The organism is Bradyrhizobium sp. CCGUVB14 (assembly GCF_024199935.1).
Taxonomy (GTDB): domain Bacteria; phylum Pseudomonadota; class Alphaproteobacteria; order Rhizobiales; family Xanthobacteraceae; genus Bradyrhizobium.
This window is the reverse complement of record NZ_JANADS010000001.1, coordinates 7,295,089-7,317,587: the sequence shown is the minus strand read 5'-3', so window position 1 is coordinate 7,317,587 and position 22,499 is coordinate 7,295,089. Positions and strand designations below refer to the sequence as shown.

General features: G+C 59.2%; 23 protein-coding genes. 15 read left to right on the top strand and 8 right to left on the bottom strand.

The features are described 5' to 3' along the window. Window positions 1-58: 58 nt before the first annotated feature. The 6 genes from NLM32_RS34240 to hpaE all read right to left on the bottom strand — a co-directional run bounded on the left by NLM32_RS34240 (window position 59) and on the right by hpaE (window position 6,798). Window positions 59-1,483 carry an FAD-binding oxidoreductase gene (locus tag NLM32_RS34240; protein WP_254133119.1) on the bottom strand — a complete coding sequence of 475 codons (1,425 nt, stop codon included), beginning with the start codon at window positions 1,481-1,483 and terminating at the stop codon, window positions 59-61. Window positions 1,484-1,492: 9 nt separating this feature from the next. Next, window positions 1,493-1,993 carry an FAD-dependent monooxygenase gene (locus tag NLM32_RS34235; RefSeq protein WP_309144869.1) on the bottom strand — a complete coding sequence of 167 codons (501 nt, stop codon included), beginning with the start codon at window positions 1,991-1,993 and terminating at the stop codon, window positions 1,493-1,495. Between the two features lie 263 nt (window positions 1,994-2,256). After that, entirely contained in the window at window positions 2,257-3,120 is an 864-nt protein-coding gene (locus NLM32_RS34230) for an IclR family transcriptional regulator (RefSeq protein ID WP_254133118.1), read from the bottom strand. Between the two features lie 207 nt (window positions 3,121-3,327). After that, window positions 3,328-4,215, bottom strand: coding sequence for a fumarylacetoacetate hydrolase family protein (locus NLM32_RS34225; RefSeq protein WP_254133117.1), 888 nt, complete (start codon window positions 4,213-4,215; stop codon window positions 3,328-3,330). 72 nt (window positions 4,216-4,287) lie between these two features. After that, complete coding sequence (gene hpaD / locus NLM32_RS34220) at window positions 4,288-5,268, bottom strand: 3,4-dihydroxyphenylacetate 2,3-dioxygenase (RefSeq protein ID WP_254133116.1); 981 nt, start codon at window positions 5,266-5,268, stop codon at window positions 4,288-4,290. A gap of 12 nt (window positions 5,269-5,280) precedes the next feature. Then, entirely contained in the window at window positions 5,281-6,798 is a 1,518-nt protein-coding gene (gene hpaE, locus NLM32_RS34215) for a 5-carboxymethyl-2-hydroxymuconate semialdehyde dehydrogenase (RefSeq protein ID WP_254133115.1), read from the bottom strand. 194 nt (window positions 6,799-6,992) lie between these two features. Between hpaE and NLM32_RS34210 the strand changes: the two genes are divergently transcribed. From NLM32_RS34210 to NLM32_RS34195, 4 genes are all read left to right on the top strand, one after another. After that, the gene (locus NLM32_RS34210) at window positions 6,993-8,075 is read left to right on the top strand and encodes an ABC transporter substrate-binding protein (RefSeq protein WP_254133114.1); all 1,083 of its coding nucleotides are present in this window, start codon (window positions 6,993-6,995) and stop codon (window positions 8,073-8,075) included. A gap of 22 nt (window positions 8,076-8,097) precedes the next feature. Beyond that, complete coding sequence (locus tag NLM32_RS34205; RefSeq protein WP_254133113.1) at window positions 8,098-8,973, top strand: ABC transporter ATP-binding protein; 876 nt, start codon at window positions 8,098-8,100, stop codon at window positions 8,971-8,973. Between the two features lie 127 nt (window positions 8,974-9,100). After that, complete coding sequence (locus NLM32_RS34200; RefSeq protein WP_254133112.1) at window positions 9,101-9,814, top strand: ABC transporter permease; 714 nt, start codon at window positions 9,101-9,103, stop codon at window positions 9,812-9,814. 24 nt (window positions 9,815-9,838) lie between these two features. Next, a complete protein-coding gene (locus NLM32_RS34195; protein ID WP_254133111.1) occupies window positions 9,839-10,795 on the top strand; it encodes a tripartite tricarboxylate transporter substrate binding protein in 957 nt (318 codons plus the stop codon). Window positions 10,796-10,933: 138 nt separating this feature from the next. Here the strand turns inward: NLM32_RS34195 and NLM32_RS34190 are convergent, their stop codons facing one another. Both NLM32_RS34190 and NLM32_RS34185 read right to left on the bottom strand, forming a co-directional pair. Then, window positions 10,934-12,367, bottom strand: coding sequence for an aldehyde dehydrogenase family protein (locus NLM32_RS34190; RefSeq protein ID WP_254133110.1), 1,434 nt, complete (start codon window positions 12,365-12,367; stop codon window positions 10,934-10,936). Between the two features lie 7 nt (window positions 12,368-12,374). Beyond that, window positions 12,375-14,039 carry a thiamine pyrophosphate-dependent enzyme gene (locus NLM32_RS34185; RefSeq protein WP_254133109.1) on the bottom strand — a complete coding sequence of 555 codons (1,665 nt, stop codon included), beginning with the start codon at window positions 14,037-14,039 and terminating at the stop codon, window positions 12,375-12,377. 377 nt (window positions 14,040-14,416) lie between these two features. Here NLM32_RS34185 and NLM32_RS34180 point away from each other — a divergent pair, with 377 nt between their 5' ends. From NLM32_RS34180 to NLM32_RS34130, 11 genes are all read left to right on the top strand, one after another. Then, window positions 14,417-14,776 carry a hypothetical protein gene (locus NLM32_RS34180; RefSeq protein WP_254133108.1) on the top strand — a complete coding sequence of 120 codons (360 nt, stop codon included), beginning with the start codon at window positions 14,417-14,419 and terminating at the stop codon, window positions 14,774-14,776. Next, window positions 14,773-15,243 (top strand): hypothetical protein, encoded by a 471-nt coding sequence (locus NLM32_RS34175; protein WP_254133107.1) that lies wholly within the window; start codon window positions 14,773-14,775, stop codon window positions 15,241-15,243. The genes NLM32_RS34180 and NLM32_RS34175 overlap by 4 nt, the downstream gene beginning before the upstream one ends. Window positions 15,244-15,363: 120 nt before the next feature. Next, window positions 15,364-16,578, top strand: coding sequence for an ABC transporter substrate-binding protein (locus NLM32_RS34170; RefSeq protein ID WP_309144868.1), 1,215 nt, complete (start codon window positions 15,364-15,366; stop codon window positions 16,576-16,578). Between the two features lie 122 nt (window positions 16,579-16,700). Beyond that, window positions 16,701-17,075: an SDR family NAD(P)-dependent oxidoreductase gene (locus tag NLM32_RS34165; protein ID WP_254133105.1), complete on the top strand. Its 375-nt coding sequence runs from the start codon at window positions 16,701-16,703 to the stop codon at window positions 17,073-17,075. A gap of 325 nt (window positions 17,076-17,400) precedes the next feature. After that, window positions 17,401-17,724 (top strand): 2Fe-2S iron-sulfur cluster-binding protein, encoded by a 324-nt coding sequence (locus tag NLM32_RS34160; RefSeq protein ID WP_254133104.1) that lies wholly within the window; start codon window positions 17,401-17,403, stop codon window positions 17,722-17,724. After that, the gene (locus NLM32_RS34155) at window positions 17,721-18,965 is read left to right on the top strand and encodes an NAD(P)/FAD-dependent oxidoreductase (protein WP_254133103.1); all 1,245 of its coding nucleotides are present in this window, start codon (window positions 17,721-17,723) and stop codon (window positions 18,963-18,965) included. The genes NLM32_RS34160 and NLM32_RS34155 overlap by 4 nt, the downstream gene beginning before the upstream one ends. A gap of 71 nt (window positions 18,966-19,036) precedes the next feature. Beyond that, window positions 19,037-20,386, top strand: a complete 1,350-nt coding sequence (locus NLM32_RS34150; RefSeq protein ID WP_254133102.1) for an aromatic ring-hydroxylating dioxygenase subunit alpha — start codon at window positions 19,037-19,039, stop codon at window positions 20,384-20,386. Then, window positions 20,383-21,189 carry an SDR family NAD(P)-dependent oxidoreductase gene (locus tag NLM32_RS34145; protein WP_254133101.1) on the top strand — a complete coding sequence of 269 codons (807 nt, stop codon included), beginning with the start codon at window positions 20,383-20,385 and terminating at the stop codon, window positions 21,187-21,189. Before NLM32_RS34150 ends, NLM32_RS34145 begins: the two co-directional genes overlap by 4 nt. 27 nt (window positions 21,190-21,216) lie before the next feature. Beyond that, a complete protein-coding gene (locus NLM32_RS34140; protein WP_254133100.1) occupies window positions 21,217-21,816 on the top strand; it encodes a 3-phenylpropionate/cinnamic acid dioxygenase subunit beta in 600 nt (199 codons plus the stop codon). A 24-nt stretch (window positions 21,817-21,840) separates the two neighbouring features. Continuing rightward, window positions 21,841-22,047 carry a hypothetical protein gene (locus NLM32_RS34135; RefSeq protein ID WP_254133099.1) on the top strand — a complete coding sequence of 69 codons (207 nt, stop codon included), beginning with the start codon at window positions 21,841-21,843 and terminating at the stop codon, window positions 22,045-22,047. A 28-nt stretch (window positions 22,048-22,075) separates the two neighbouring features. Then, window positions 22,076-22,471: a hypothetical protein gene (locus tag NLM32_RS34130; RefSeq protein WP_254133098.1), complete on the top strand. Its 396-nt coding sequence runs from the start codon at window positions 22,076-22,078 to the stop codon at window positions 22,469-22,471. Window positions 22,472-22,499: the final 28 nt, after the last annotated feature.

The window sequence follows — 22,499 nt, the reverse complement described above, 5'->3', positions numbered from 1 at the left end:
AATCGTCATCTTGGCACACCTAGGCACGATCGAACATCAGCGAACAATGAGATGAGCTTTAGGTCGGAAGTAGTTTGCCAGGGTTCATCAGTTCGAAGGCGTCGAACGATCGCTTCACGCACTGCATCATCGTGAGCTCCGTGGAGCTCTTCTGCTGTGATACTTCATGGAGGTGGAGTTGACCTATCCCATGCTCGGCACTCACGGTACCACCCAATTCCCAGACGATCGCGTTAGCTACGGTCTCGATCTCTTGCCGATTTCCGACGAATTCATTCGTCTCGGTACGTTCTGGCTGACAGGCGCTGAAGTGAAGATTGCCGTCACCCAAATGACCAAATCCGAATGGGACAAACCCGGGAGCCACCTTGTCGATTGCCGCACAGAGGCGATGGTAGAGTTCAGGTATCTTTCCCAAGGGAACGCAATAATCGAAACGGATCGAAGCCCCGAGGAACTTGTGGAGTTCGGAAAAGGAGTCTCGGATCGCCCAAAGTTGGGTTTCCTGTGCCACCGAATGCGATAGAACGGCATCCGCGCATAAACCCGCTTCCAGCGCGCGAGCGACGATGTTCTCGAGTTTCTCCTGCACGGGCTGCTGACTGGCGAGGCGGCAAAGCACAAACCATTCCGAGCTCAGCTCTAGCGGCGGCCGACAGCGCAGTAACTCCTCGCATGATCGGCGAATTCCCATGACGGGCATCAGTTCAATGGCCGAGAGTTCTCCGGCAGCCATTTCTAGTGCGAGGTCGGCAAATTGCGTGGCTGCTTCGAGCGAACCCGTACAGATCAGCGCCGATCCACTCGTAGTCTCAGCCGGATGCAGCTTCAACGAAGCGGCCGTAATGATGCCCAGTGTGCCCTCGGAGCCGATAAAAAGGTGCTTCAGGTCGAAACCGCTATTGTCCTTACGCAAGGTCCTCAAGCCGGACCAAAGCTGCCCATCAGGGAGGACGACTTCGAGCCCCAGAACCAGGTCGCGGCAGTTGCCGTACCGCACCACGCCCACGCCGCCAGCGTTCGTGGCGATCGCGCCGCCGATCGTTGCGCTTCCGCGGGCTCCGAGATCGAGACCAAAGTGGCGGTTCGCTGATCGGGCCGCATCTTGAACCTGCGCGAGGGTGCAGCCTGCCTCGGCAACGATGGACCAGGAGCCGGCATTGGTGGATCTGATTTGATTCAACGCTGCAGTGCTGAGGACTATCGAAGGCGCATCGCAGTCCAGAGGAACGGCCGCGCCGCACATGCTGGTGTTTCCCCCCTGAGGGACTATCGCATATTTCAGGTTGCCAGCGGCTCGGACGAGCTCTTGGATTTCCGCAACCGTTCGCGGCCGCGCAACTGCCAGCGCCTTTCCTCGGTACCAGCCGCGATAGTCCTGGCATGCAGCGGCGATGATATCCTGATCGGCCACGAGCATGCCGGGACGGGGTAGGACAGAAGCGAGGCTGTGAAGCCCGTGTTGTCGGGCGCTAATCTCCATCCGGCATCCTTACTTGCTCCCGAGAGGCGCCGGCGCGGACAGAGCGCCGCTTGATGTTTGCTCGAAGTGCTCGATCTCCACGCGATTCAATAGCGTGAACCCGGGAATGGTTTGCGCATGCGAAAACAAGGTCGGTTCGAGATAAATCTGGTTTACGCGATGTGGGGGCTCGGGAGCCGGCCACCAGGTATCTGGATCACCGCGCGCTGAATCGCTCCGGCATGGGATTGGGCTTCGCGAAAGTTCCTTTCCGGTGAAACTGACGCGGTACGAGACGTCGTTGGGGTAATCGGGAGGTAGGCCAGCCTCCTGGACGGCCCTGCAAACACAGCAACGCCGAAAAATCTCCATGGAGCGTGCGGAGACGTGATTGCACTTAACGCTCGGCGGTTCACCCTTGTGGCGCAGTTCGGCGATAACGGTCCGCACACCGCGTTGGGCGAGGCCCATCGCTAGGGTTAGCCCGACAGGTCCACTACAGACGGCCTGCGTTCCGACCTGATCGGCCATGCTATGCTTACCACCGGAGATCTGTGTGTGTGTGTCGGCCTGAAGGCCTTGCGCATCAGAGGTCTCTATCCGGTTTCTTACGGTATGTCTACCAGCCGGACACGCGTTTCAGATGTTGTGCAATCGACAAACCCCCAAGATAAAAGTGCATGCACCAGTGCCGGCGGACCTTGGAGGGCCGCCGCGTCTTGACGGCCGTCCCCCGGCCGATGCGTCAACTAATGGTGGAGAGTGCCCGTGCTTACGAGCTTTCGTCTGGCGGATCAGACCTTGGCGGCCTTGCGCGGGCGCTTCATCGGAGCAAGGTCCGCGGATTTCGAATCTTGAGCAATGGCACTCGACGCGGGTTGCTGGAAACCAAGCAGCGTCGAAATCTTGTGGCCGGCCTCACGGATCAACCTGGCAAATTCCGAGATCTTCTCCTCGCTGACGCGTGCAGCAGGCCCATAAAGACCGACCGATCCGACGACGCTTCCCCTGTGATCGAAATAGGGGGCTGCGACGGCGATGGCGCCAACAAAGATCTCTCCCCGACTGATGGTGTAACCGTTGTGCGCAGCGGCGCGGAGCGCCTCTTCAAGGTTGCTCCGTTGAGCATCCCTGGGCATTTCCGACAGGAATTCTGCTTGCCGCTCGGCCGGCATAAACGCGAGCATTGCCTTTCCCGTCGCGCCTTGCGGTATCTTCATCGAAGATCCGATGCCACGGCTAATCGTCAGGACATGCCGGCTTTCGCATTCGAGAATGCAGATGCTGCGGTCTTCCTCAAGGCGAAACAATGCGGCAGTTTCGCCCGTGACGTCGCGCAACTCCTCCAGAATTGGGCGAGCCACATTGACGACATCGAGACCCTTTAACCAGACATGCGAAAGCTTCATGACCCCGTGCGCGAGCTTGAACCTTTGCGGATCGCCTTCGGCATGGATCAACCCGCAGGTCGAAAGCGTGTGCAGAAGCCGATACAGGGTTGGTCGGCTGAGGCCGACCCGCTTTTGAATTTCGATAACGCTCATCGCTGGTTGGTCGGCGGAAAAGCATTGCAAAATTGCGATCGCGCGGTCCACCGCGCGGACGCTAGACATGCCGGTGTCGGACTCACTTGCAGCCGTCTTTCGCTTCTTTGCCATCTGGTCTCGAGAGCTGGAATCTGCTTGATCTACCTCGACAATATCCGATGGGCGCGGCTGGCAATAGTCCAGCCGCGGTTTAATAGGTCGAAAAAGTTTACGAAACGCCGATCCGGAGCAGGAGTCCGGCCAGTGGAACGGACACTTCGGGACGGACGGGTCCTGAAAGTGGCCGGATCGGCACGGTTTTGACCTTAGAGACCCGGCCTAAGGGGGCATGACCGGCTCGTCCGCGACGCCGTTTCTGAGTGTTCCCAGACCATCGCCTTCGACTTCGACGATGTCCCCTGGCTTGAGCCAGACCGGCGGATCCATTCTAGCTCCAGCCCCGGTGGGGGTGCCGGTGACGATCACGTCGCCGGGGGCAAGAGTGGTGAACGTCGAGATGTAACTGATCAGTCGTCGGAACGGAAAAATCATTCGACTTGTTCGATCCTGCTGGCGAACAATCCCGTTCACCCGGGTGGTGAGCTCGATGTCAGCTATCTGGCTCTCGTCCTTGAACGGCACGAGCCAAGGGCCAATCGCGCCGGTGCCGTCGAAATTCTTTCCCTGCGTGACGTTGAATTTCGCGTGCCTGACCCAATCGCGGATCGTTCCCTCGTTGCAGAGCGTTACGGCTGCGATGTGATCGAGCGCCGTGCCTTCTGGGATGCGACGACCACCTTTACCAATGACCAGTACGACTTCACCCTCGTAGTCCAGCTGAGGCGATTCCGGCGGTCGGCTCAATGGGGTCTCGTGGCCCACAAAAGATCGCAGAAAACGGGGAAACAGCGATGGATTTTGCGGGGCCGCTTGGCCGTCCTTGTACTCTTCGTTGCGATCGGGATAGTTCACACCGACGCAGATGATCTTTTCCGGATCGGGGATAGGGGACAGAAACGTCAGACCTGAAAGTGGCAGGTCTTCCCGCAGGCCAAGGCTGGCATCCCTCAATTGTTCGAGCGCATTGTTCTCGATTGCATGCCGAAGCGTCGGCCAAGTGCTCTCGAATCTGGCTGCCAGATCGATAAACCCTTTGTCGGTGATCGCGCCATATCGCGCTTTTCCCTTTACGGAAACGCTGGAGAGGCGTCCATAGTTGAAGTTCATGATCTGATCTCCTCGGCAGCCAGCGCGACCGAGGCACAATTGTCCTCGGTCGATCGTTGGCGAATGTTCGGTTCAGGGCGCTACGATCGGCTGAGCGGCCAAGGCGGAATCGCGGACTGGGGCGTCAGCGAAATGGCTACCCTCTTCAAACCAGGATTTGGGCGCTGGAGCTCCCCAAAGTGTTTGGCGCTGGGGGTCCTTGAGGTCCCACTTAATAGGTTCGAGATCCGGATCGACCGTCTGGTAGTCCGAACAGTAAATCTCGATCCGATGACCGTCAGGATCGCGGATGTAGAGGAAGAACGCGTTCGAAATGCCATGCCGGCCGGGGCCGCGCTCAATGTTCTTCAGCCAACCGGTGGTTGCCATCAAGTCGCAGAGATCGATAATATTGAGCGGGGTAGGGACCCAGAACGCGGTGTGATGCAGTCGAGGGCCGCGGCCGTTGGTGAAGGCGATATCGTGCACCCCGCCCTTGCGATGAGTCCACGCAGCCCACAAGCGACCGGTCTCTTCATCCTCAGTGTATTCGGTGACCCGAAAGCCGATCTCGTTGTAGAAGGCGACTGAAGCATCGACGTCCGGAGAGAAGCAGTTGAAGTGATCGATGCGCAGAGGCTTCACGCCCTTGTACAGCTCGTACTTCTGGTGAATCGGCGAGAGCCGATCCATTTTTGAGTAGAATTCTAGCTGAATGCCATGTGGGTCCCTGGTGCGGAAGGTGCGGGACTGATAGGGCCGCTCGACCCATTCTACCGGCAAATTGCAGCCCTTGAAGAAATGAGCGGCCTTTTCGAGATCCTCTTCGCCGAAGACCTTGAATCCAAGTTCCCGGGCCACCGCGTGAGTGTTTTTCTTGAGGACGATGCAATGATGCCCGCGCTCCTCGAGAGCTCGAAGGTAGATGGTGTCCGACGTTTCGTCGGTTACCTGCAGCCCCAAGGTGTCGACGTAAAACGCGCGAGCCTTGGGCAAATCGGTGACGGCGAGCTCGACGTGGCTCAGCCGAACGATATTGAATGGAGGGTAGAGATTGGGAGCGGGAATGGGCATTGATGCCTCCTGTCAACGAGCAAGTTTCTGGATCGTGTGCTCGGTCATAGCGAACGCGACGTTTTTCGTTTCCATGTAGAAGTCGAAGGACCAATCACCGCCGTCGCGGCCGATTCCCGAACTCTTCAATCCGCCGAACGGCGTCGGGAGATGACGGACGTTTTCCGAGTTGACCCAGATCATTCCGGCCTGAAGCGCATTGGTGAAGCGAAAGGCCCTCGTGACGTCAGATGTCCAAAGATATCCAGTCAGACCGTATTGTGTATCATTCGCGATCTGGAGCGCTTCCGCCTCGTCCTTGAACGAGATCGCACTCAATACTGGACCAAAGATTTCTTCCTGCGCGATGCGCATGTCGTTCGTCACGTCCGTGAACAGTGTCGGAGTGACATAGCAGCCTCCGCCTGGACCGGTGATCTTTTCACCGCCTGCGGACAAGGTTGCGCCTTCGCTGCTGCCGATCTTGATGTATTCGAGCACCTTCTTTTCGTGGACCGGATGGATCAACGGACCAACGACGGTTTTGGGGTCGAGCGGATGACCGACCGGAATTCGTTTCGCCCTGTCGGCAACCATGCCTGCGAATTGCGGGTAGACAGACTTCTCGACCAACAACCGCGACGAGGACGTGCAGCGCTCGCCATTGAGCGAGTAGATCATAAACACGGCCGCGTCTGCTGCCCGTTCGAGGTCGGCGTCCGCGAAGACAATCACCGGATTTTTGCCGCCGAGTTCGAAGTGCACGCGCTTCAGCGTGTCGGCGCCCTGCTTCATGATGAGCGAGCCCGTTCGGCTTTCGCCGACGAATCCGATCGCCTTGATGTCGGGATGCTCGGTGAGCGCCCTGCCCGCGTCCTCTCCGAGGCCATTGACCAGATTCCAGACGCCGGGCGGAAGACCGGCTTCTTCAGCGATCTCGACCAGTAGCCGCGCCGTAATGGGAGAGAACTCCGCCGGCTTATGAACGATCGTGCAGCCCGCGGCTAGTGCTGGCGCGATCTTCCACGTCGAGAGCATGAAGGGGGTGTTCCACGGCGTGATGATGCCGACCGGACCGATTGGCTGCCGGCTGGTCATGTTGATCTGGCCGTGAGCATGCAAAGTATCGCCGTCTCGCGCCGCGGGCGCGCGATCGGCGAAGAATCGAAAATTCTCCGCACCTCTCAGCGCCGCCTTCGCCATGAACTTCAAGGACTGACCGGTGTCCATGCATTCGACAAATGCGATCTCTTCGGCCCGCGCAACGATAGCATCGGCGATCTGGTGCAGGAGATCTTTGCGCTTCTCGCCATCCATAGCGGCCCAACCGGGGAAGGCGCTCTTAGCGGCGGCGGCAGCGCGATCAACATCTGCCGCTTTGCCGTGGGCAACCTTTGCGATGCACTTCAAATCGACGGGAGACAGCGTCTCGAAGGTCGAGCCGTCCAGTGCGGGCAACGCCTTGCCGGCGATATGATTGAGAACACCGTCCGTCTTGAAGCGTGCGAGGTATTTGTCCGCTTTCAAAAGATTTGTACCGAGATCCGACATTCCTCGCGCTCCTTGTTCCCCAGGTTTTTGCTCGATGCCGCCGTTCCCATATACTTAACATGTTAAGTAGTCAATTGCGGAAAAACCGATGGTGCGCCTCTAGGCGCGACTTCTCCGCTACTTGACTCATTCCAGACTTGCCGATACACAAAAATGACAATGGTGTCCACGTGATGGACATTGGGAGGATTTGCATGCGGAGTTGGAAGGGAAGTCAGCAGTTGTCGCCGCGCGTCCTTCGAATGAGCTCGGTCATTGCATCTTTCGTGCTGATCATTGCCGCGGCTTTTTCCAATGCAGAGGCGCAGCAGCCATCGATCGTCAAAGTTGGCGTCCTTGGTTCCACCGGCGACGTGGCGCTCCATTTGGCGCAGTCGGAGGGCTATTTCAAAGCCGAGGGGCTCGAGGTCGAATTCGTACCGTTCAAGTCTGGCGCCCAAATGGTCGCGCCGCTCGGTACCGGACAACTCGATGTTGCAGCCGGGGTGGTTGCCGCTGGATTGAACAATCTTTCGGTTCGCGGCGTCGACCTCAAGATCGTGTCTGACAGAGCGTCGATGCCGCCAGGTCACGGCTACATGCAATTTCTCGTGCGCAAGGACCTTGTCGAGAGCGGCAAGTACAAGACTTACGCTGATCTCAAAGGCATGAAGATCGGTACCCAGTCGAAGGGCGGGGCTGCCGAGTCGACGCTGAGCGAGCTCCTCAAGCTTGGCGGTCTAACGTTGGACGACGTAGACGTCACTTATCTGGGGCATTCCGAACTGGCCGCGGCGCTTGGCAACAAGGCCATCGACGCAGCCTTCGTGACCGAGCCCCATGCGACCGTGGCGCTTAACCAAGGATCGGCGGTGCGTGTGGTGACCGGCGATCAGATTTACCCGAACGACGTGCTCGGGGTGATGATCTATTCCGGCACGCTGATGAAGAACCGCGCGACGACAGCCGTAGGCTTCATGAAAGCGTTCCTGAGAGGATGCCGACTGTTTGAATCCGCCTACAAAGACGGAAAGATGCTGAACAACGAGGCCGCGGAGAAGGTCGTCGCATCATACAAGTCATATACGCAATTGAAAGACGAGGCGCTGATCCGTGCGATGGTTCCGCATGGCTGTAATCCCGACGGCAAACTCAACGTCGGGGGGCTCAAAAAGGACTACGCGTTCTTCAAAGCTCGCGGTCTGATCCAGGGGGATGTCGACATCGAGCAGTTGCTCGACATGTCCTTCGCCGAGCGCGCGGTAAGGGAGCTCGAAACCAATAGCAAGACGAATTGAGCAACCGACTATCAGGTAGGCCATGACAAAATTTGCGAACTTCGCCGGAGGGGCGGTCGTCGAGATGCCTCTCGGGCAGCAAGCCGCCGCTGTGCGCGCCTCAACGTGCAAGGTGCGCTTTTCCGATGTGCAGAAGCACTTTAAGACCGGTGATCGGGTGTTCACAGCCATCGACGGCGTCTCTTTGGAGATTTCCGACGGTTCGTTCTTCGTCATCGTCGGGCCGAGCGGCTGCGGGAAGACCACGCTGCTTCGCATGTTGGCCGGCCTTGAAAGGCCCAGCGCCGGACGCGTGGAATGCGCGCAGACCGGCGGTAAATCGCCTCGAATGTCGATGGTGTTCCAAGGGGACGCAATCTTCCCCTGGATGACGGTTTGGGACAACGCGGCCTATGCGTTGAAGCTGAGGGGCGTTCCCCAGACAGAAATCGCCGAGATCGTCGGTCATTATCTCGATCGGACCGGTCTGACGAAATTCTCGAAGGCCTATCCGCACCAACTCTCCGGCGGCATGCGCCAGCGTGTATCGATTGCACGCGCGTTCGCCAATGATCCCGAGGTGCTTCTGATGGATGAGCCGTTCTCAGCGCTCGACGAGCAAAACAAGACGCTCCTTCAGGAGGAACTGCTTCGTATCTGGGAAGAGACCAAGAAGACGGTACTGTTCATCACGCACAGCGTGGATGAGGCGGTCACCCTCGGTGATAAGATCATGGTCATGACGGCTCACCCCGGCCGCGTCAAAGCGGTCGTCGACGTGCCCTTCGAGCGACCGCGGAAGGTGATCGAGCTTCGAGCACAGCCGGCCTACGGAGAGCTCGTCTACCAGATCTGGGGTCATCTTCGGGAGGAGGTGCAGCAAGCGCGCCTCCAAAGCGAACGCCAGATAAAGGAATAGGGTCATGTCAGTTTCCGACGAACCGGCAACCTTCGTCTCCATTGCATCGGCGCCATCGGCGAGCAGCGGTTCGCTCCGGCTAAGCCCGGCGCTGCTCGAACGGGTGATGACGATAGTGTCGCCAATCATGCTGCTCATCGTCTGGGAGCTTTGTGGTCGCGCTGGCCTCCTCGATCAGCGCTATTTTCCGATTCCGAGCACGATCTTCCATGCCTTGAAAGCGCTTGCGGTATCCGGCGAGCTCTGGTCGAACACCGAAGCGAGCCTCCAGAGATTGGCAATCGGCTTTTTCGTCGGCGGAATTCCCGCTCTGGCAATCGGCATCGCAATGGGTCTGTCCCGGCCACTCAGGCTGGTGGTCGATCCATTGATCGCGGCAACCTACCCGATACCAAAGAGCGCGATCCTGCCTCTCTTGCTGCTGATCTTCGGACTAGGCGAGGGCTCCAAGATCGCCATGGTGGCGATAGGCGTGTTCTATCCTGTCGCCATCAATACTCTCGCCGGCGTTCTTGCCATCAACAAGGTCTATTTCGAAGTCGGTACGCATTTCAAGGCGACGCCTTGGCAAACCTTCCGCACGATCGCTCTCCCTGGGGCACTTCCTTTTATCATGACGGGAGTCAAGCTCGGCGCAGGGCTTGGCCTCGTGTTGATTGCGCTGGCCGAGATGGTCGGAGCGAAGAAGGGGCTGGGCTACATGATCTGGAATTCTTGGGAACTTCTCGTGGTCGATACAATGTATGCCGGTATTCTGGTCATCGCAGTCATCGGTTTCGCACTCACGATCGTGTTCAACGAGATCGAACGCGTTGTCGTCCCATGGGGCACGCCGCGCTAAGGCGAATAACACGAAGGAGGGCGCATGCTGATTTCAAGGCGAACCATCATCTTTGGCACGCTCGCTGTTTCGACATCGCGCGCGCTTGCAAATGCGTCCGGGCCGGTCACCATCATCGTGCCGTTTGCTCCTGGAGCCTCTTCGGATGGCATTGCGCGAACCGTCGGAACCTACCTGTCGGACAGCTTGAAGATGACTATCGTCGTCGACAATCGGGTAGGAGGAGGCGGGGCGTTGGGCCTGATGGCAGTCTCGCGAGCATCAGCCGATGGCAACACTATTGGAATCGGCGCTACTGGTGCGGTCGTTGTTAATCCACACGTTGCCGGCGCCCCTGCGTTCGATCCGATCAAGCAACTCGCGCCGATCGCCAAGCTCGTCGATATACCGTTGGTTCTGGTTGCGAGCCCGTCGTCTGGTTTGCGGTCGATAAGCGACGTTGTCGCCAAGTCAAAGGAGACCGCGCAAGGGCTCAGCTTCGGGTCGACCGGAGTAAACTCTTCGCAGCACCTCTCTATCGAGGTACTGAAGCAGATGACCGGAGCGAAACTGGAGCATGTCCCTTACCGTGGTAGCGCGCCGGCAACCACTGATGTGCTGGGGGGGCAGTTGCCGCTCGCTTGCGTGGATCTGACTTCGGTCGCCGAACAAATCAAGGCCGGCAATCTGGTTCCTATCGGAGTCACCGCTGCGAAGCGATTCTCCATCGCTCCGGAAATCCCGACTATTGCCGAGCAAGGTCTGAAGGGGTTCGACGTTCCGGCCTGGCTCGGGATGTTCGGTCCGTCGGCTCTTCCCGCCGAGGTAATCGATCAGTTCTCGGGGGCTTTGAGCAAGGCGATGTCGGATACAGACGTATCTGCGCGTGTGGAACGCCTGGCGTGCCAGTCTGCGTTCCTAGGAGCCAAGGAGTTCGCTTTGTTCATCCGCGAACAGTCGGACAAGATGAAGCCACTCGTGAAGCTCGTTGAGAAGACCTAAGGCTCGGCCGGCCACCAGCCGGGTGATTGAGAGAGCTCGCAATTTGGCATCCCGACCGACGGACGTCGCCTTCGGCCTGTGAAGCGCAGGATCGTAAGATCCTGCGCTTTGTTTCAGGCGCTCCCGAAAGCACGTCTGTTACGCGTCCGGTACGGCCGCTGCCCCGTGGATCGCCTGGTACTGCAGGAACTCCTCGACCCCGAAGCGACCGTTCTCCCTACCGAATCCCGACTTCTTGAAGCCTCCGAAAGGAGTCAGAAAATTCTGTGGGGCGCCGTTGAGACTGACCTGCCCAGTACGGAGCTGGCATGCGACGCGCAGCGCGCGTTCATTGTCCGAGCCCCAGACACTGCCCGATAGGCCATAGGAGGTATCGTTCGCGATCGCGATCGCCTCACGTTCATCGTCGTAGGCGATCACCGACAGAACCGGCCCAAATATCTCCTCTGTCGCAATAATCATCGACGGTTCGACTCGGGAAAATACCGTTGGCAAAACGAAATAACCGCGCTCGGGTTCGATTCGCTCGCCAGAACCCTCGATCGCCTTCGCGCCTTCGGCAGCACCACGAGCGATGTACTCCCTCACGCGCCGGTAATGCGCCGATGTGGCTAGCGGCCCTAAGCGTGTGCTTGGATCTAGGGGATCGCCGACAGTCCATGTCTTCATTGCGTCGCGGCAGAGATCCTCGATCTCGCCGCGCAAGCGGCGCGGCACGACCATGCGCGACTGGGCGACGCACGTCTGGCCGCTGTTCGCGAAACAGGATGTCAAAACAGCCGGGATAGCTTTCTCCAAAGGAGCGTCATCCAGGATGACCGCTGCGGACTTGCCGCCCAGCTCGAGGACGACCCGTTTGCCGCGCCGGCCGGCTGCTTCGGCAACGGCCATGCCGACACGCTCCGACCCTGTGAAGCTCACCATATCGATGTCCGGATGGCTGCAGATCGCCGAACCGACCTCTGGCCCTCCCCAAACCATGTTGAACGCACCAGGCGGGAGCCCGGCGGCAGCAAGGGATTCGGTAAACAGAATGGCAGTCGACGGTGCGATCTCGCTCGGCTTGAGAATAACCGTGCAGCCAGCAGCTAGCGCCGCCATCACCTTCGCGACAATCTGATGCAACGGAGCATTCCACGGAGTGATGGCGCCGATCACACCCACCGGGACGCGGCTGACGAGCGACGGGCCCATGAATTCGCGCCAACGCATCGAACGTATGGCTTCGACTGCGACGGCTCCGTTTCGGAGCGGCATGGGCAGTTGGAGCATCTTTCCGAACCAGACGGGAACGCCAATTTCCCTGGCCATGGCTTCCACGAAGGCGTCCGTTCGGTTCTCGATCTCCTTGAGAGTCCGTTCGAGGATGGCGGCCCGCGCCCCGGCTGCCATGGAGCTCCAGTCAGGAAATGCCTTGGCCGCAGCTTCCGCCGCGGAAGCGACATCCATACGGGATCCGTGTGCAACCGTCGCGTAATCCGCTTCTGTGGTAGGATTGACGACCGTGGTGCGTTCGCTACCGCCCGCTTTGGACCACTTTCCGTCGATGAAGTTGTCGTCGACGTGCTTCATTGAGACCTCACTTCGCGTTGATGACGGTCGCGGCATCGGGGGCTTTCCGATCCGAGGCGAAAGGAGGGGGAACGAGGCGAAGCAGATGCCAAGGGCTCGGCATGGGAGCCACGCGGGCCTCCACGACGAGGGGACCTCGTTCGCCCGCGCGCCGCTTCAGGAGAGTCAATAATTGTTGCGGATCGTCGGCCCGCTCATATGGGATCTCGAAAGCCTCCGCCAAGCGATCGTACTTCGGATTGAGCAGCTCGACGCCGAATTCCCTTCCGAACTGGTCCTGCTGCATCTTCCGGACGTTTCCGAAGTGTCCGTCGTTGAAGATCACGATGGTAGCGTTGAGGTCGTATTTCCGAGCAGTCGCGAGTTCCTGAATGTTCCAACCGAAGCCGCCATCCCCATTTATGCTGACGACCACACGATCAGGATTGGCGACCGCGGCCCCCAAGGCGGTCGGAAAACCATAGCCGAGAGTGCCCTGATAGCCGGGAGTGATGAAAGTGCCGGGTGCGTATACGGGATAGCCCAGGCGCGCGAAGTATCCGACTTGCGTGAGTTCGTTGACGAGAATGCCGTCGTCCGGAATGCCCTCACGCAGGGCTCTGACCCACGCTCCTTGCGGCTCGATCTCGTCCATCTGGCCGCGTGCCCAATGACGCACCTTATCGAGGTCCACGGAGATTGGCCGCCGCTTCGGGCAGGCTTGCTCCAGCGCTCGCAGCGCCGCCGCGCAATCTGCTTTAATGGCGACAGAGCAGGTTCGTGGCGGTCCAAAGACATCTGGATCCAGATTGATGAACACGTACGCTTTGCCGTCAGCTGGCCAGGACGGCTTGCCCAATGCCGTGTCCACGAACCTGCTGCCGACGACCACCACGACGTCCGCATGCGGAAACACCGCGCGTCCATCGAGCGTATTCAGTGCGAGGGGGTGCCTATCCGAGATGGAGCCGCGCCCGTTTTCACCCATGACGATCGGTATCTGAAGCTTCTCGGCAAACGATATGAGTGCCTCCGAGGCACGGCCCGCGAGAACTCCGCCGCCAACATAGAGAATCGGAAACTTGGCAGCGGTTAAAAGCGCGGCCGCCTGTTCGATCTGCAGCTTGTCCACGCAGGCACGCTCTGCCGGGGCGGGGTCGACACAGTCAATTTCGGCGCTTGTGCTCAGCACGTCATGGGGAATTTCGAGCCCAACCGGCTGTGGCCTGCCGGTTTCGAGCGCGTCAAATGCGCTACGAACGATGTTCGGTACATCGACTGGACGATCGGCGCGTCCGTGCCATTTCGTAACCGATCCGAGGATAAATGATTGATTGCGGATTTCGTGCAGAAGCCCCAGACCTTTGTTGATTGCTGACGAATGAATGTCGCCTGAGATGCAGACCACGCGAGAACTGCAAGCATAGGCGGTCGAAAGTCCGGCCATCGCATTGAGGAGACCCGGCCCGGGCACGACCATACAAACTCCTGCAGAGCGCGAGGTGCGGGCATATCCGTCCGCCATGTAGGACGTGGCCTGCTCGTGCCTTGGCACGATATAGCGGATCCTGTCGGCTACCTTCCGAAGGCCATCCACCGCCCAGTCGAGCTGCACGCCGGGAACGCCGAATACGTGTTTGACCCCTTCTCGGACGAGCTGGTTCGCTAGTGCGTCACCGCCAGTTTGTTGCATGATCTTGCGTCCTTCTATTGTCGGCCCGTGGCCGGCGGTTCGAGTATGGATGCGATAGATGAACCCCGAGCCGGGACAAAAGACGCGTCGAACAGCTCGTTCGCAGAAATCAGAGATGATCCAGCCAAACGTCCCGAGACCTCCCTTATAGGCAACATGAAACAAATGTCCATACAATGGACGTGTACCGGGGAAGGTCGCCAGATGCCTCGCTTACGCACCGTCAGCCACGTCGCCGCACTCGCCGTGTCCGGTTTGCTCCTATTCGTCTTTCAGTCGTTCGCGGAGACAGTGAAGATCGGAGTTCTCGGCACAACGAGCGATCTGCCGATGTATCTCGCGCTTCAAGAAGGGTTTTCGAGAAGGAAGGGCTTAGCTTGGAGATCGTGCCCTTCAAGTCGGGCGCGCAGATGGTGGCTCCTCTCGGCACCGGCCGACTCGACATCGCAGCCGGCATCGTTGCGGCTGGCCTGTACAACCTCTCCAACCGCGGCGTCGAGTTCAAGATTGTCTCCGATCGCGGTTCAACGAGGCCTGGCTTCGGCTACTATCGTCTTCCGCTCCGAAAGGACATTTATGACAGCGGTCGGTACAAGGGATACGCCGACCTCAAGGGGTTGCGGATCGGCACACAATCGAAGGGCGGCCTGCGGAATCGACGCTTAATCCAGTGCTCAAACAGGGTGGATTGTCGTACGACGACGTTAGTCCGACTTATCTGGGACACTCCGATATGATCGCAGCGCTTGCGCATGCGACCTTCGCTCCCAGGAGCGGGGCGGGCGTGGAGATCGCCCGTGGCGACAAGGTGGACACCAACGGAAATCTCGGTGTGATAATCTACGCGGATTCTTTCATGAAGAGCCGCGCGAAGGTTGCCGACGCATTCATGCGGGCGTTCCTGCGCGGTTGTCGCGTGGTGAATGATGCCTACCGCGGCGGTCAGCTCGACTCCGGGCCTTTGGGCGAGAAGGTCGTCAAAGCCTATCTGAGCTTCTTTGAAGTAGAAGACCCGTCCCTGATCAAGGCGATGAATCCCAGCGGCTGTGATCCCAACGGCAGGCCCGACCTCGCCAAGCTCGAGCAGGCTTACGCCTTCTTCAAGGAGCGCGGCCTCATCCAGGGAAAGACCGAGGTCAAGGATCTTCTGGATCTCGAGTTCGCGGATCGAGCCAAGCAAGCTCTCGGCCCATACAAGCCCTGACAATTCTGCAGGTGTCGGCTTTGCGAACGTCGAGTTCGGGCGGTTGACGATCCGTTTGCATGGCGCTAATACGTGGACACAATGTCCGTACAATGGACATAAGGGAGGGGAATGAGGCGGATGCGGATCAGGCTGGGAGTAGCGATAATCCTTGCAGCTGCGATGACGCCTCTGCATTGCTTGGCCCAATCCGCTGCCGGCGGTATCTCCGACGGAGTCGTCAAGATTGGGGTCCTTGGCGAATACGGTGTCGGCAGGGATCTTGGGGGGCCAGGATCGGTAACTGCGGCAAAGTTGGCGGCTGAGGATTTCAACAACGAGGTGTTGGGTAAGCCCATTCAGGTGATCTCGGGCGATCACCAGGGTAAGCCGGACGTGGCTGTCAACGTCGCGCGACAATGGTTCGACGTGGACCATGTCGACGCGATCACGGATCTTGCGGTGAGTTCGGTTGGGCTTGCCGTGGCGGGGCTTGCGACGCAAAGCAATCGCTCCGTCCTGATTTCGGGCGCGGCGACGTCCGATCTGACCGGTGCGAATTGCTCTGCGATTATCACTCATTGGGCGGACGATACGTTTGCTCTTTCGACGGGTATCGTGCCGGAGGCGATGGCGCGCCTTGGTAAAGATTGGTTCATTGTTGCGGTCGACTATTCCTTTGGTACGGCGATGCTGCGGGATGCTTCCGAGGCGCTGGTGAAGAATGGCGGCAAGGTCGTGGGCAGTGTCCGCTACCCCTATGGTTCCCCCGATTTCTCTTCGTTTCTCCTGACCGCGCAGTCGTCCGGGGCGAAGGTGATCGCACTTGCCAGTACAGGTTCCGACACCGTTAACGCCGTCAAACAGGCGCATGAATTCGGGATCCAGGCGGCCGGCCAGGCGCTCGTTGGGCTACTCACCTTCATCGCCGACGTACACTCAGTTGGGCTAAATGATGCCCAGGGTATGTATCTCGCGTCCCAGTATTACTGGAATGATGACGACGGCACCCGGGCGTTCGCCAAGCGGTTCTTTGCGATTGAAAAACGGATGCCGACCAAGCTTCAGGCGGCGACATACGCCTCCGTGAAGCACTACTTCAAAGCGATCGAGGCCGCCGGAACGGATGAAGCCAAGACAGTAAATGCACAGATGCGCAGTATGCCGGTCGATTTCTTCGGTCGTCCTGCGCGGATCCGGCAAGATGGTCGGGTGATCTACGACCTCGGCCTTTATCGCGTGAAGGCGCCGTCGGCGAGCAAGGCTCCCTGGGACTATTACGAGCGTATCGCCACGATTCCTGGCGATAAGGCTTTTCGAGCAGAAAAAGATGGCGGCTGTAATCTCGTCAAGTAGTTTGATCTGCGTCGCGTAAGCATTTTCTCCCGAGACTGCCGGCGGCTTCGGCCGTCGGCACTTTTTTCGAGAGGTGCTGGCCGTCTTCGCAGCCGAGACTGCGCTGACGCTTGCGTGTAGTCATGGACGAGACAATCGTCAACCTGACCGGCCGCATCGTCAACATCTCCTCGACCACGGTGCCAATGGGACGTGTCAACTACCTCCATTACGTCACGTCCAAAGCCGCGGTGCTGGGAATAATCCGCTCCGTGGCGCGGGAGGTGGGTGAGGATGGGGTGACCGTGAATGCGATTACGTCGACCCTGATAGAAACCGGCTTGGACACACAAGTCGTCACCGAGGCGACTTTCAAATACATCCTCGAGCGCCAGAGTATCAAACGCACAGGCCAACCCGAAGACCTCGCGCGCGTACCCCTGTTCCTGGTGTCGATCGACTGCGGGTCCGTCAAGGGCCAAACGATCGTGGTCGACGGTGGCGGCATTCATCTCTGAGTCGGAAAGGACGATGAAGCGTCGAGCGAAACTGCTGCTGTCGAGCTGGAGGACCTGGCGAGAGCTCTGGGTTGCAGCTTTTTGGCTCGAGGCCGCGTTCAGAGCCGAAAACGACCCGGGAAGCTGAGAGGAATAGGGCCTCGGGGCGGGCGGCGGTGTCCACTGTGTGGACACAACCCGTGGCGGATAGCTAACTTCCACAATGACGGGCGCGCGCTCCCTTGACAGGGGCTGGGAAAGCGCAGAGTTATATTTTGAGAATGATGTCCATCTGATAGACTATCTCCGTCGAGATGGGTGGAACCAGACGATCCGAGGACGTCGTATGCCGACGGTTAAATACATTCAATTCGACGGGACCGAGCAGACGGTGGAGGCTGTGGCAGGGACGAGCGTCATGCAGGCCGCACTCACCAACGGAGTGCCCGGCATTCTTGCTGAATGTGGGGGAGCCGCATCCTGTGCGACCTGTCACGTATACGTCGATGAGGCGTGGGTCGATCGGTGCGGCGGGCCCGGTGACGACGAGAACGAAATGCTCGAATGCACCGCAAGCGAGCGCCGGAGCTGTAGCAGGCTGAGCTGCCAGATCGAATTGTCCGACGAGCTCGACGGGCTGATCGTTCGGACCCCGGAGACGCAATCTTGAGCGCGCCTGGCACCGTCATCGTCGGAGCTGGGCAGGCGGGTGTGCAGGTTGCCCTGTCATTGCGCGAGCTAGGTTACGACAAGCCAATAACGATCTTCAACAATGAAGAGCTGTTACCGTACCAAAAGCCACCTCTGTCGAAGGGCTTTATGATGGGGAAGATCGCGCAGGAGGGGCTTTACCTGCGCAATCCCGACTATTTCGCGCGCGCGGGGATTTCGATCGTATCCGAACACGTGGACGCCGTCGATCGTGCGGCGCGCAAGGTCATCGGCAGGTCCGGAACTCATACCGAGTATGAGGCGCTTGTTCTGGCCACGGGAAGCCGGAATCGCGCGCTCGAATTGCCAGGCGTCGAGCTCGATGGCGTCTTGTCGCTTCGATCGTTCGATGATGCTGCCGTGCTGCGGGAGCGAATGGGAGCAGCCCGCAACGTGGTGGTCATCGGGGCCGGATTTATCGGTCTGGAATTCGCGGCGGCGGCGTCGAAATCGGGCACTCGCGTTCATGTGGTTGAAGCGGCATCGAGGCCTATGGCGCGCGCCGTAACGCCGGAAGTGTCGACGTACTTCACGCAGCGGCACATGGACCGCGGCACCACATTCTCATTCGGAGATACGGTCCAGCGTATCGAGGGAAGCTCGGGTCGCGTGGTGTCGGTTCACACCGCCCAGCATGAAGCCCTGCCGGCTGATCTCGTCCTGATCGGCGTCGGCGTGATCCCGAATTCGGAGCTGGCTCACGCAGCCGGTCTTGCGACGGACAACGGAATTATCGTGGACGCGCATCTGGTGACGTCGGATCCGTCCGTTTCGGCGGTTGGAGACTGCGCAGTCTACCCGAACGCGTTTTCGAAGAGCCTGCTCCGTGTCGAGTCGGTGCAGAACGCCGTCGATCACGGCCGCTTAGTGGCGGCGCGGCTGACGGGCAATCGGACCGCGTACTGTGCGGTCCCATGGTTCTGGAGCGACCAGGGCGAGGACAAGCTGCAGATCGCCGGGATCTCTCTGGCCGGCGATGAGAGATTCGCCAAGGGCGACCATATGAGCGGCCGCTTTTCGGTTTTCTTGTTTCGAGCGGGCTCACTCGTGTGTGTCGAATCCGTCAACCGAGTGGCCGATCATATGGCCGCGCGCTCCTTGCTCAAATCGGGGAGGCTAGGCCGGGTGACGCCTGACATTGCGCGCTCCGAAGACTTCGACCTTAAAGCCTATGCCGCGAAGGAGGTGGCTGAGGCCTAGCCCGTCGCGAGCCTCGAAACGACCTTCCTGAGACCGGGCGATACTCGCCCAATCCAATCTGGAGAACATGCATGCCCCAGAAGAGCGAATTCGATAAACTGGTGGACGTCGACAAGGGCTTCGTCAGCCGCGAGATCTTCGTGGACGCGGACGTCTACAAGGAGGAGCTCGAAAAGGTTTTTACGCGGGCTTGGCTGATGGTCGGGCACGAAAGCCTCATCCCCAACCCCGGCGACTTCTTCACGTCCCGCATGGGCGAGGAGTCGGTCATTCTCTGTCGGGACAAAAAGGACGAGATCCACGTCTTCCTCAATTCCTGCCGACACCGCGGCATGAAGGTCTGCCGATATGAGTCCGGCAATACCTCCCTGTTCACCTGTCCCTATCATAGCTGGACGTACACGACCGACGGAAAGCTTCAGGGCGTCCCGCTTTACAAGAGCCTGTACGACGGCGTCCTGGACCGCGAGGCCAACTCGCTCGTGTCGGTTGCGAAGCTCCACAACTACAAGGGATCGATCTGGGCCACGTGGGACAAGAGCGCTCCCGATTTCCTGACCTATCTCGGCGACGCGAAGATCCATCTCGATCAGGCTCTGGACTGCCGCGACGGTCGCGAGGGCGGGTCGGAGGTGATCGGCGTCCACAAATGGGTGTTTCCTGCAAACTGGAAATTCGCTGCCGAGAACTTCCTCGGTGACACCTACCACAATCCCAGCCACCGCTCGGTGGATCTGATCGGAATCGGACCGAGCGCGGCCGCCGGCAAGAAGGGGCGGCGGGATGACGAGCTCGAAAAAGCGCAGCACGTCTGGATCAGCTTCCCGCAGGGCCACGGCGTTCACAGTGCCCTTCAGCCCGACGAGAACCAGTATGTCGAGTCGTTCCTCGACAATCCAATTTTGGAGGAATACTTCCGGCACTGCTTCGAGGAACGCAAGAAGCGCCTGGGAGAGGACGCAAAACTTCTTCCGTTCGTGGGCACGATCTTCCCGAATACCTCCTATCACGGCCGGCAGCCTCGTGGGCTTTGCGCCTGGCATCCACATAGCCCGACCTCGACAGAAGGCTGGCGCTTCTTCCTCGTCGACAAGGACGCGCCGAAAGAAGCAAAGGACTATCTGCGCCGGTACTACATGCGCTACTCGGGCCCGGCAGGCATGACCGAGCAGGATGACATGGAGAACTGGCTCTACGCGACGGCCGCGAGCACCGGCACGGTCGCTCGCCGCTACCCATTCAACTATCAGCAGTCGATGGGTGCCTATTCCACCGACCACAAGCTGGGTGGTCAGGTCAGCGTTCAAATCACGGAACAGATTGCACGTGGTTTTTACAATCGCTGGGCATCTTACATGCGCAGCGCCGACTGGGACGAACTGCTGGGCTCCCCGGCCCGGAATAGGCAGGCAGCAGAGTGACCAATCCAGCAAAGGTCGTAATCGTTTCCGGCGGCACGTTCGGTATCGGTCGAGCGATAACAGTCGGCCTCGCAGCGCGCGGCCACGATGTGGTAGCATTCGGTCTCGAATCCGCTCAGGTCTCGAGTCTCGCCCAGGCTGCGATTCCAAGTCTACGGGACGAGCTTGCCTCTCGCAAGCTCGCTGCGATGCTCCTGGAAGCGGACGTGTCCAAGGCTGCCGACGTCAAGAAGGTCGTCGATGCGACCATGGAGAAGCATGGACGTATCGACGCCATCGTCAATAATGCGGCAATAGGTCCGTTGGGAACGATCCTCGACACAGACGAAGCGTTGTTCGAGCGGATCGTCAGCGTGAACCTAAAAGGACCGTTTCTGCTGAGCCGTATGGCCGTGCCGCATATGAAGCAGCAGGGCGGGGGGGCCATCATTAATGTCGGCTCGGGGGCAGGGTGGGGTAAGCCCAACATGGCGGTGTACAGCGCGAGCAAGGGCGGTTTGCACGCGCTGAGCACCGCCATGGCCTACGATTTCATTTACGACCGCATAAAGGTGAACACGGTCATTCCGGGTGGTGGCGGCATCATCAGCGGAATGAGCCTGGGAAGGGTTGGGGGAGACCAAAGTCGCCTCGGCAAGGGGGCACCGGGTACTGCAGCGGGCCGCGTCGCCACGGGTGACGACATTGCCAATGTCATAGCATTTCTTCTTTCGCCGGAGGCCGAGACCTTGTCCGGCACCGTAATCGATGTCGGCTGCTTCGCCAATCAGGGCGGTCCTGTTCCGCCGAAGCCGGCTGCCTAATGTAATCGAACGCAGGAGTCTTTCCCGATGAACGCAGTCGTGCAGGAACAGGAGAAGGTTGCCACGGTCGCAACCGGCAATTCGGCGATCGAAAGAACGTCGCAGTACTACCGGCTGAAAGCCGATGTCGAAGATTTCTATTACCGCGAGTCCGACCTTCTCGACGAGCGCCGCTTTCGCGAGTGGTTAGACATGCTGGCCGATGATATCGTCTACTTCATGCCCATCCGCCGCAATGTGAAGTTCGGCCAACATGCTGCGCGGGAGAATACCAAGCAAGGCGAAGGGATGAGCTGGTTCGACGAAGATAAGTGGACGTTGTCCAAGCGCGTCGATCAGATCCTGACGGGAGTTCACTATGCTGAAGAGCCGCTGTCCCGCATCACGCACATGGTGAGTAACGTTCAGATCAAGGCCGTTCGTCCCGATCTGAACAAGCCGAGCGAGCTCGAGGTCACCAGCCGCTTTCTGGTTTATCAGAACCGCGTCGAGTACGAGACGTACACCTTCGTCGGTCGGCGCAACGATACGATCCGGGTCACGGAAGCCAGTTGGAAGGTTGCCAGGCGAGAGATTCTTCTCGAACAGAATGTCCTGCTCGCGAAGAACCTGACCATGTTTTTCTGAACTAACAGGAAGAGGCAATTCGCCATGATCAATGTTCTGGACGTCAAAATCGGCAGCAAGCTTCAGCTTCGCGAGGGTATCGTGGCTGAAGTGGTCGAGAACATGGAAGACGGGATGTGGCTTCAGGTCAAATATCTCGAGGTTCCCAGCAATCCCGGCGAAGTCGGCGCGATCGAGCTTTGCCACGCCCAGGATATCGTGAAGGTGACGGGCGCGGCGGAAGGCGTCTGAAACGATCTATCGGTAGAAGGTCAACGCCATGCTCAGATTCGACTACATGCCGAGCGACTTCCATCCAATCTTTCTTTTCTTGGGAAATGAGGATGACCTGACCGCGCTCGCGCATTTCCTTCGCAAGTACGCCCAGGGTGCGGACGAATTGTCGGTCGCCGAGGGCATTCCGGGATCGAAATCGCGCACTGCTGTCACGCTCGTTGCTGCGGACGACGAGTTCGGTATGCGCAAAGTCGCCGACGGTTTCAACTGGAAGCTGAACGCCTGGCAGGCGGAGCAGATTGCTGGTCGCATAGACCTGCTAACGGCGAAGGACAACAAGTCGGGATCGGACCTCTTCGAAGTGGGAAGCGAGGGGGAAATCCCGGTCAAGGTGTCGCGGGGCGAGTTCACCGACGACTTTCTGGTTACCAAGCTGTAGTGATTGCCTGGCGTAGTGGTGTTCGCTC